Here is a 9,824-nt window from a genome sequence, read left to right as displayed (position 1 = left end):
CCGCGATGATCTTTTCGATAAATTTAAAGCTGGTCGAGGTTGCGCCGATTACGAGCTTGCCCGTCTTGATCGACGAAAGCCCGCGGATTTCGTTATTTAGCTCCTTATTGAGCCTAAGCATATTTTTCGCTCTGGCGATGTAAATTTCGCCCGCATAGGTAAGCTCAAGCCCGTTTTTTCTATCAAAAATTTCGATCCCTAGCTCCTTTTCTAAAAGCATAATGCTCTTTGAAAGCGACGGCTGCGCTATTCCAAGCTCGTTCGCCGCTTTTGTAAAGCTTTTAAGCTCCGAAATTTTTACCGCGAATTCCATATGTCGCAGGCTCATTTTTTGCCCCTTCGGTTGAAATTTTATAGCCTTTAGCTATTAAATTATATACCAAATAACATTTGACTTACATAAAGATTTAATATAAAATTACGACATTAATCTTTAAGATTAAAAAATCTCTAAGTAAAGGGGCAAATATGCAGAGACGCGACATACTGAAAATGGGTATGGTAGGAGCCGGTGCACTCGCACTTAGCGCGGTAAATGCGCAAGCAAGCGCAGTGGACGCAAAGGACGTCAAATTTGACGAGGAGTGGGATGTAATCATCATCGGTAGCGGCTTTGCGGGACTTGCGGCGGGCTTAAAAGCAGCCGAGAAAGGCAACAAAGTCTTGATTCTCGAAAAGATGGGTCGCATCGGCGGAAACTCCGTCATCAACGGCGGCGGTATGAGCGTGCCGATGAACCCCGTGCAGGAAAAAACTGGCATCAAAGACAGCAAAGAGCTATTTATGAACGACTGCTTAAAGGCAGGCCTTGGCATCAACCACCCCGAGCTTTTAAGCACCTTAGCCGATCGCGGCTTAGACGCGTTTAAATTCCTCGTCGATAACGGCGTGCAATTTAAGATGGATCACTGTGCGCACTTCGGCGGACACAGCGTCGCGCGCTCGATGCTAACTACGAATGATAGCGGCTCTGGCTACATCCAGCCGATGCTTGAAAAATTTGAAGCGCTAAAAGATAAGGGCTGCGAGCTTCGCCGCCGCGCAAAATTTGACGATTTCGTAATGGACGGAGATCGCGTGGCGGGCGTCGTGATCCGCGAGGAGTATAAATTTGATCCGAATCTTTACAGCGACGATCTTGAAAACACGAGCGGCACTAAAAAGACGCTCAAAGCCAAAAAAGGCGTAGTGCTCGCAGCGGGCGGATTTTGCCGCGATAAAATTTTCCGCAAGCTTCAAGATCCGCGCATTCCTGATGACGTTGATAGCACAAATCACGCGGGAGCTACCGCGGGCGTGCTGCTAAAAGCCTTTGAGATCGGCGCGTATCCGGTGCAAGTAGACTGGATCCAGTTCGGTCCGTGGGCGAGCCCCGATGAGAAGGGCTTCGGTACCGCTCCGATCCTAACTCAGCAAGGCACCTTTAAATACGGCATCGCCGTGGACGTTCGCACAGGAAAACGCTTTATGAACGAGCTTGCAGATCGCAAGACTCGCGCAGATGCGGAGTTTAAAATTTTACGCGAGGATCCAAAAGCCTATCCGATAACCTTCGCCGATACCAAAATGGCGTTTAAAGATCTAAGCGAAGAGGTTATTTCTAAAGGCATGGCAGGCGGTAAGGTAGTGGGCGAATGCGCGAGCCTAGATGAGATCGCTAGCAAATACGGCGTGCCTGCGGATGCTTTAAAGCAGAGCGTCAAAAAATACAACGAAGGCGTTAAGGCTAAAAAAGACGAGTTCGGCAAGCAAGAAAGCGCGCTTAGCGAGATCAACGAAGCGGGACCTTTCTACGTCATCCGCCTATCGCCGAAGCCTCACCACACGATGGGCGGTCTAAAGATCAACACCAAAGCCGAGGTCTTATCATCTAAGACGAATAAACCGATCCCAGGCCTTTGGGCTGCAGGCGAGATCACCGGCGGAACTCACGGCGCGAGCCGCTTAGGCACCGTCGCGATCACCGACTGCATAGTTTTCGGAATGATCGCAGGCGAGCAGATCGCCTAACTAGGTCTGAGCGCAAGCTCTTTTAAGCCTTGCAGGCTAGCTTTCGCGGGCCGGCAGGGCAGTTTTCTAAAAGGTTGCAAATGAAAAATTTCAGTTTTACGGCGCTGTTTCTGTGCTGTATCATCGCGACTTTGTTCGGCGCGCCGTCTGCCAACGACGCCAACGCCACGAACATAGTCGTTTCAGATGAGCTTCGGGCAAAATACAAAATCAAACCTCATCACGAGCATTTGGCGTTTGACTGCGTTGATTGCCACGTAAATCAAGGAAGCGATCCGTCTAAATTTAAAAGTATCGGCGACAAGGGCTGTATCAGCTGCCACGGCGACAAAAAGCAGCTCGCTTTGAGGCTTAAATTTATGGATACGCTCAAGGCCAATCCGCACAACTCCGTCCACGACGGTCCTACGCTATACTGCGACGAATGCCACAACGAGCACAAGGCATCTACGAATATGTGTACCGAATGCCACGAGCACGAAGTGCCGCAATGGATGGGGGTGACACCATGAGAATTTCTAAAAAATTACTAGCGCTTATCATCTTAATAAGCGGTATTATAGGGTTTTTTGTCGTCGTGCCGGTGCACTATGCGCTTGAGAAAACGAGCACCGATAAATTCTGCGACGTCTGCCACGAGATGGATCCGATGGTGATCGCCTATCAAGACGACGTCCACTCGGGCAAGGGCAAAACGGGCGTCAAAGCCCAATGCGTCGACTGCCACCTGCCGCACGACAATATCGTAAAATACGTCTATCAAAAAGCCAAAAACGGCGTGCTGGAGGGCTACTCACACTTCTTCGACGAGCCTGAAAAATACGACTGGAATAAAAGGCGCGAAAACCGCGAGCACTATGTGTTTGACAACGGCTGCACGAGCTGCCACGCCACCGTGATCGACAGCAAGATCACCTCCGAGCAAGCGCAGCGCATGCACGCGCACTATAAAAAGCTCCTAGGCTCCGAGCGCGAGCTTAAATGCGCGAGCTGCCACGTAAGCGCGGGACACGGCATCGGGCTTCGCAACTACCTAGAGTACTGGCAACCGACGTATAAAATTTACGAAAAAAAGATGATGGAGGAGAAGATCAAGGCGAAGAAGGAATTTTTCGGCGACGAATACAAACCGAGCGCCGAAGAACAGGCGTTTATGGACGCTTCTAGCGCGAAGAAATAACGCCGCTTGAAATCCTAGAATTTCTAAATTTCAAAATTCCGCCGAGGTTTAGCTGAGACCTTGACGGGATTTTTGAAATTTTGACGAAATTTTTGTGAAGTGTTTATTAAATTTATCGGCTTTTAGATTTAAAATTTACCCGAATTCTCGATTTAAAATTTCATCTATCAGACTATATTTAAACCAACCGCCCGCAACTTAAGTTTATACGCTTCTTACTCGCCAGCTCGTAAACGAAAAGTATCCACAAAAACCCTTACAATTGCATCTCTATGAGCCTTACTATAGTGCTAACTTAAAATTTCATACTCACGTTATGAGAGCATAAGGCTAGCATAAATTATCGAGGGTATAATCGAATTAAAATTTTAGGAGGAAGCGATGGCGTTTGAAAACGCAATCATCACCAAAGAGGATGATGAGAAGTATGGATTGAGTGCGCTATATGGTAAGTATAATTATGGAGCAAAGTTGCCAAATCTAAATTTTACAATAGATAGGCAATTAGATTGCTGGCTTTTAAAAATTTATAGCTTTCCAGATCCAAATTATGATAGAGCTTTTCTTTCTAAATCTATTTGGGTTTTATATTATGATGGAGAATATATCGAAGCTATTTTAGATGAAAGTTGTAAAATCAATAAAACAAAAATACCGAATGAGTTTCATAGGATTTGGCGACTTTTAAGTTTAAAACCAAAATATACTTTAACCTTAAAATTTCAAGATATTTTAAATATATTAGAAGCTGCATTGGAAACATATAGAGATATTGATCTGTATAAACCAAGAGAGAACTACACTATGGAGTTACAAAACTTAATCGATAAGCAAGAGGAATAAAATGGTGTTTGTTGTAGAGCATATTCCAAAAGGAATTTTAAATGTGCCTGGAATAAGAGGGTCTGTAACGATGCACCTAAAAAAATATCCAAGTCGCGCTTTCGTATCAAAAGATTTAAAACGCTAGAAAGGTATATTTCTTGTAATTGTAAGGAAATTTTTAAAATTTTTATAAATTTAAAATTCCTATAAAGCACGCGTAACAAAATCCTCGCCAAAATTTCAACGCCCAAGCTTTATTTAAATTTCGGTACGTCAAGCTCTGCGGCGAAATTTTAGATAAATTTCACCTCCGTTTCATTTAAAATTCAAGAGCATGTTTAAATTTAGGAGACTTGGATGAAACATTTATCAAGCGCGAGCTCGCTTGATAATGCAGATGAGAAAGAGTAAATTTTTCGGGTTTAACGCCCTTTTTGTGTTATATACGAGGCAAAATAATGCAGATGAGAAAGAGCGGAAAATACTCCGCTCTTTAAAGCTTTAGTTGGCGCTTAGATCAAATTTATACGCAGCTTGCAACCATATCTCATTCTCGTCGAACTTTCTATTTACGCCGCTAGCGTAGTGGTCGCTTCTCTCAAGCGCGGTGTAGGTTACGCCCAAGCTTAGCCCCTTAACGGCCTTAGGAGCGTAGTTTGCCGTTACCGCCCAGCCCTCTACGTCCATGCTGGTGCCGACCTTTTGGCCCGCAGACCCGCTAGCATTGATATTATTCGTGCCGCCTACTCTGTCTTGATCGCCTTTTACGTAGTGTAGCGCGGTTTTGAAGCCGTCCAAGCCGATAGCGCCGAAGTCGTAATCAAGCACGATCTTGTGCGTATCCATACCCGCGTATCCTGTGAATACGAACGGACCTCTAATAGGCAGAGCAGTGTATGATCCCGGGCCGTTGCCGACGCCCAAAATAACGGCATCATCGTCGCTAACGGTCGTATAGGCATACGATAGACCGAATCCGAAAAACTCGCTAACCGAGACTCTTGCGCCAAACATATCGCCGTCAAGCCTTCTTGGCTCCAGCCCTCCGTCTACGCGCGAGCCTTTGTAGTTAAGGTCAAATCCTAGCTTTAAAATCTCGCCTACCGGCACTTTTACATTTGCCTCGGCAAGATACAAGCTAACGTCGCCGTCTTTTAATGCGTTAGCGGGTTTTACGTCCGTTACCGCTGCGTAAGCGCCGGTTAAAGTAGTATAAGGCAAGGATTTGTTTTGAACATATGCGGAGAAGATATTTTCAAATTTTACGGCGACCGGACCGGTCATATTACCTAGAATCACCCTATTTTTAAATAAAGGAGCCTTTCCTTCGCCAGCCGGAGCGCCCATGGCGGTTTTACTCCTTCCTTGGAATTTATAAAACCATCCGCCCCACAATGTAGTATCGGGGATATCTTTGTTAGATACCGCCACGCCCTCGAAAGCCTCTTTAAACGCCCTCGTATAGTTGCCAGCAACGAGCGGAGTTACGACATATTGTCTACCCGCCTTTATATCAGTATTTCCTATGCCGTATCCTAGGTATAATTCCGATAATACCGCACCTTTAGTATACCACTCCTTATCGTAGGCGATCTTATTGCTTGAGCCTACGTGATACGGCATCAACCAGCCCTGTCCAGTAAGCCCTATTCTAAAGCCGTAAAGAGGATCGGTGACATATCCGAGCTCAAGACCCACGCCGAATGCCTCGTAGTCGTTATCGCCCGTAGCGGCTTCGCCTCTGTTGTCTACGGTTTTATTGGCGTAAGTGGTCTTTACCGTTCCGCCGAATTTGCCGTTAGTGATCGCCTCGGCTACGCTATCTGCCGCGCTTAGCGAGGATACCGCACATGCGCAAACCGCCGCAGCTAAACTTAGTTTGATTAGTTTCATTCGAAATCTCCTTTCATAAAGATTTACAAATATTTATAAAATGAATTATATCAAACAATCTCGCTGTTTGCGATAAAAAGGAGGAATTTAAAATAAGATTTGCGTAACTTTATAAAGATTAAATTAATGAATAGCGGAATTTATCGCCTGACTTATTATTTCACAATAAGCCAGGCGGATTTGATAAATATCTTCGGCTCGCATCCGGATCTCGGCTCGCGGATAAAAGCGATCAAAACCTCAAAATTTCCAAAACGCAAAACTGAGCCGCCGGATAGAATTTTAACGAAATCAAAGGGTGAAATTTCGCCGCTTTTAAATTTTGAAATTTAGAAAACGTGGTGAAGCTTGTGAGCTGAAACTTCTTTTTAAATTTAAAGCGCGACTCCATAGATTTATACAGCCTATGCAGCCGCGCGGAATTTGAGTAGCAAATCGAAGCTCTAAATTTAAATAATCTACAGCGCCTTTGCGATCAGCTCATTTACGTTTTTGATAAACTCGCTCGGATTTTCCAACTCCTGCCCCTCGCTAAGGCGCGCCAGATCGTAGATTATTTCAGACACTTGCGGCAGCATCAGCTTATCGGCCTGCAGCTTTTTGATGATCTCGTGATCTGCATTGATCTCCAAAATCGGCTTTATTGGCGGCAGATTGCGACCTCCCATCTGCTTAAGCAGCTGCTGCGTCGCAAAATCGGGATCATTCTCGTCAAAAACAAGGCAGGAAAGCGAGCCGCTTAGACGCGATGAAATTTTAACGTCTTTGACGCGATCGCCTAAAATTTCTTTGATCTTCGCGGCGATCTCTTTGGCTTGCGGCGTCGCGGCATCGTCGCTCGCAGCTTCTTGCTTGATCGAAGTTGCGTTTTTAACCGGCGTCTTATCAAACTCAAAAACGCCGGGCATCACGATCGTATCGATCTCATCGTCGCAGAGCAGCACCTCCGTGCCCTCGACGTTAAATTTCTCGATCAGAGGCGAGCTTTTGAGCATCGCGGCGCTGTTTCCCGCGATATAATAGATCTCTTTTTGACCCTCTTTCATTTTTTCCTTATACTCGCTAAGCGTGATGAGCCCGTCTCGCAGGTTTGATTTAAAAAGACAAAGCTTTAAAATTTCCTCTTTGTTTGTGCCGAAGCCGTAAAGCCCCTCTTTCAAAACCTTGCCAAATAATTCGTAAAATTTTATGTATTTTTCGCGATCGTTCTGCAAAAGCTTTTCTAGCTCGGATAGAATTTTTTTCACGCTCTGTTCGCGGACGTAGGCTAGAATTCGATTTTCTTGTAAAATTTCGCGGCTTACGTTTAGCGGCAGATCCTCGACGTCCATTATGCCGCGTACGAAGCGCAGGTAGCTAGGCAGCAGCTCTTTGGCGTCGTCGGTGATGAAAACGCGCTTGACGTAGAGCTTCACGCCGCTTTGATAATCGACGCGGTATAGATCGAAAGGCTCGCTGCTCGGCACGTAAAAAAGCGTCGTGTATTCGTGCGTGCCCTCGGCCTTGGTGTGGATGTAAAACAGCGGATCGCCGCTATCGTGGCTAATCTGCTTGTAAAATTCATTGTAATCGCCCGGCTTTAGGCTGCTTTTTGGCAGCTGCCAAAGCGCGCTCGCGCGGTTGATCTGGACGTTTTTAACTTCGCTATGCCCCTGCTCGCCCTCTTTTTGCGCAGGCACGTATTCTTCTTTATCCATAAAGATCGGATAGGGGATGTGGTTGGAGTATTTTTTGATGATGCCTTCTAGCCTATATTCGTCCAAAAACTCCTCATCTTTCATGTGCAGGATTATCGTCGTGCCGAAGCTCTCTTTTTGCGCCTTTTCGACCATGTAGTTGCTCGCGTCGCTGCTCCATTTAAAGGCGTCCTGCGAGAGCGGCTTGCGGCTGATAACATCGATACGATCCGCGACCATAAACGCCGAATAAAACCCGACGCCGAACTGCCCGATGAGGTTGCTATCCTTCGCCGCATCGCCGCTAAGGCTCGCCATAAAGCCCTTCGTGCCGCTGCGCGCGATAGTGCCTAGATTGCTCTCGAGCTCGGCCTCGTCCATACCGATGCCGTTGTCGCCGATGCTTAGCGTTTTGGCCTCTTTGTCGATCTTTATATCGATGCGCGGCACATATGAAAGTGCCTTATATTCGTCGTCTGTAAGGCACAAATAGTTTAATTTATCCAGCGCGTCGCTTGCGTTTGAGATGAGCTCGCGCAGGAAAATTTCCTTGTTTGAATAAAGTGAATGGATCATCAAATTTAGCAGATCATTCACTTCGGTCTTAAATTTTTTCTTTGCCATTATGCGGTCCTTTTTGAAAATTTTGGCAGATTATATCATGGAGTGCTAATCTTGTCAAGAGTAGAATAAATAAACTTGATATGAATCCTATCAAGTTTTGGAAATTTACGCGCGCCCGAAGTATATGAAATTTAAACCCGGCTGTGGATTATACAGCAAAAACCGATCCGAATTTGACGGTGCATCTACGCTAAATTTGCGAATTTTTTTAGTCGTAGTTTTTTGAAAATTTCAAAATAAGATGATATAATCCACCCGTTTTCAATGCGATTTTGATGATAAAACCGGGTGTTTAACCGACTAGCAAAATTTAATCTAGCAAAAAGGATTTTATTTGAATAACGAAGAAATCATACAACGCATAAATGAGCTGAGAAAAAAGCGGGGCAAAAATTTAAAAAGCCCAAGTGAAACTGTCTGCGAAACGGATGTTAATGCAGATATGGATACGGACGCTGCCGCAAATTTGACCGAAAAATCAGGCGCAGGTTCGGCCGCAAATTTAATCCAAAAACCGAGCTCTAAGCCCTCCGTCGCTACCGCAAGAGATAAACAATCGATCAAAGACGCAGATCTCCGCGCTCCGCGCAAAAGCTGCTCCACGCCGAAAATACTCCCTCTCGTCATTGTATGCGTAGTCGCGGTTTTTATAGCGATAAAAGCGCCCTTTCGCACAGAAATTTTAAATGAAACCCAAATTCCTATAAATCAAGTAAACGAAGACGCAAATAAAAATCCTAAAGAAATTTCTATTCGCACCAAAGACGGCACTTTAAAAATGAAAAATCCCGTAAGATTTCGCGAAGATTGCGACAGCGGGGATGGCAATGCCTGCGCCGTACTTTCGAGCCTGCTGCTGTTAAATGGCGAAATTTCGCAAGATGGCGCCAAAGATCTGCTTAAAAAAGGCTGCTACGAGCTTAACGGCGGCGAAAGCTGCACGAGACTCGCAGGCTACGAAGATAGAGATTCACAAGAGGGTAGAAAACTGTATAAAAAAGCATGCAAGCTCGGTAACGGCGAGGGCTGCTTTATGTTCGGTTACGTCGCGTATTTTGATGATGACGACAAAGAAGCGGGTACGCGATACTTTGAGCGATCGTGCGAGTTGCGATTTGCGGAGGCGTGCTATTTTCTAGTGGGAATTTATTCAAATGATCCGGCAAAATCGCAAAGATATCAGGCTCTATTTGAAAAATATCAACAAGAAAACGACGATGCGATAATCAGCTTTAGGCACAGATAATTTTACGGCTTAATGCACTTTTGCGCGGCTTCGTTTGCAAGCTTAAATTTGCGCAAATCAAAAGGCATCCTTCGCCTGCAAGCATGCAAATTTTAAATTTTTGCTCAAACCCAAGCGCCGCACCAAATTTACACAAACATAAAAAGTAAAATTTAATCGGTTTAATAAATTTAAAGCCTCGCGCAGAGATCGCCTTAAATTTACGCGAGCTCATACTGTCCGGCGCGCTTTTAAATTTTACTCATCACATCGTCGATTATCGCTTGCGCGCCGTTTCGATCTGCAAGCTCAAGCAGCCCTTTGCTCGCTCGCGCCACGTCGAAGCTCTCAATCAAGCTCAAGATCCGCTCGCCGCTTGCGTCCTCTTGAC

The 9,824-nt window shown here is 45.5% G+C and carries 10 protein-coding genes; 7 read left to right on the top strand and 3 right to left on the bottom strand.

Annotated features, from left to right (window positions below; all coding sequences use genetic code 11):
* The coding region (locus tag Q0238_RS02360) for a LysR family transcriptional regulator (protein ID WP_297942558.1) at positions 1–328 on the bottom strand (328 nt) is incomplete at its 3' end.
* 140 nt (positions 329–468) lie between these two features.
* On the opposite strand from Q0238_RS02360, the gene Q0238_RS02355 reads away from it, so the two are divergent.
* The 5 genes from Q0238_RS02355 to Q0238_RS02335 all read left to right on the top strand — a co-directional run bounded on the left by Q0238_RS02355 (position 469) and on the right by Q0238_RS02335 (position 4,160).
* On the top strand, positions 469–2,010 hold the full coding sequence (locus Q0238_RS02355; protein WP_297942556.1) for a flavocytochrome c: 1,542 nt from the start codon (positions 469–471) through the stop codon (positions 2,008–2,010).
* A gap of 80 nt (positions 2,011–2,090) precedes the next feature.
* A complete protein-coding gene (locus tag Q0238_RS02350; RefSeq protein WP_291937344.1) occupies positions 2,091–2,522 on the top strand; it encodes a cytochrome c3 family protein in 432 nt (143 codons plus the stop codon).
* A complete protein-coding gene (locus Q0238_RS02345; RefSeq protein ID WP_297942560.1) occupies positions 2,519–3,190 on the top strand; it encodes a NapC/NirT family cytochrome c in 672 nt (223 codons plus the stop codon). Before Q0238_RS02350 ends, Q0238_RS02345 begins: the two co-directional genes overlap by 4 nt.
* A 381-nt stretch (positions 3,191–3,571) precedes the next feature.
* On the top strand, positions 3,572–4,033 hold the full coding sequence (locus tag Q0238_RS02340; RefSeq protein ID WP_297942553.1) for a hypothetical protein: 462 nt from the start codon (positions 3,572–3,574) through the stop codon (positions 4,031–4,033).
* Position 4,034: 1 nt separating this feature from the next.
* Positions 4,035–4,160 (top strand): hypothetical protein, encoded by a 126-nt coding sequence (locus Q0238_RS02335; protein ID WP_297942551.1) that lies wholly within the window; start codon positions 4,035–4,037, stop codon positions 4,158–4,160.
* A 356-nt stretch (positions 4,161–4,516) separates the two neighbouring features.
* Here the strand turns inward: Q0238_RS02335 and Q0238_RS02330 are convergent, their stop codons facing one another.
* On the bottom strand, positions 4,517–5,908 hold the full coding sequence (locus Q0238_RS02330) for an OprD family outer membrane porin (protein ID WP_297942550.1): 1,392 nt from the start codon (positions 5,906–5,908) through the stop codon (positions 4,517–4,519).
* A gap of 126 nt (positions 5,909–6,034) precedes the next feature.
* On the opposite strand from Q0238_RS02330, the gene Q0238_RS02325 reads away from it, so the two are divergent.
* Positions 6,035–6,241 (top strand): hypothetical protein, encoded by a 207-nt coding sequence (locus Q0238_RS02325; protein WP_297942547.1) that lies wholly within the window; start codon positions 6,035–6,037, stop codon positions 6,239–6,241.
* Between the two features lie 125 nt (positions 6,242–6,366).
* Here the strand turns inward: Q0238_RS02325 and htpG are convergent, their stop codons facing one another.
* Positions 6,367–8,208 (bottom strand): molecular chaperone HtpG, encoded by a 1,842-nt coding sequence (gene htpG, locus Q0238_RS02320; RefSeq protein WP_297942545.1) that lies wholly within the window; start codon positions 8,206–8,208, stop codon positions 6,367–6,369.
* A 334-nt stretch (positions 8,209–8,542) separates the two neighbouring features.
* Between htpG and Q0238_RS02315 the strand changes: the two genes are divergently transcribed.
* Positions 8,543–9,454, top strand: coding sequence for a hypothetical protein (locus Q0238_RS02315; RefSeq protein WP_297942542.1), 912 nt, complete (start codon positions 8,543–8,545; stop codon positions 9,452–9,454).
* Positions 9,455–9,824: the final 370 nt, after the last annotated feature.

It is taken from the genome of uncultured Campylobacter sp. (assembly GCF_938045775.1).
In the GTDB taxonomy this organism is placed as follows: Bacteria; Campylobacterota; Campylobacteria; order Campylobacterales; family Campylobacteraceae; genus Campylobacter_B.
Note: the sequence above shows the minus strand (reverse complement) of the source record. Positions and strands in the feature narration are given on the sequence as shown.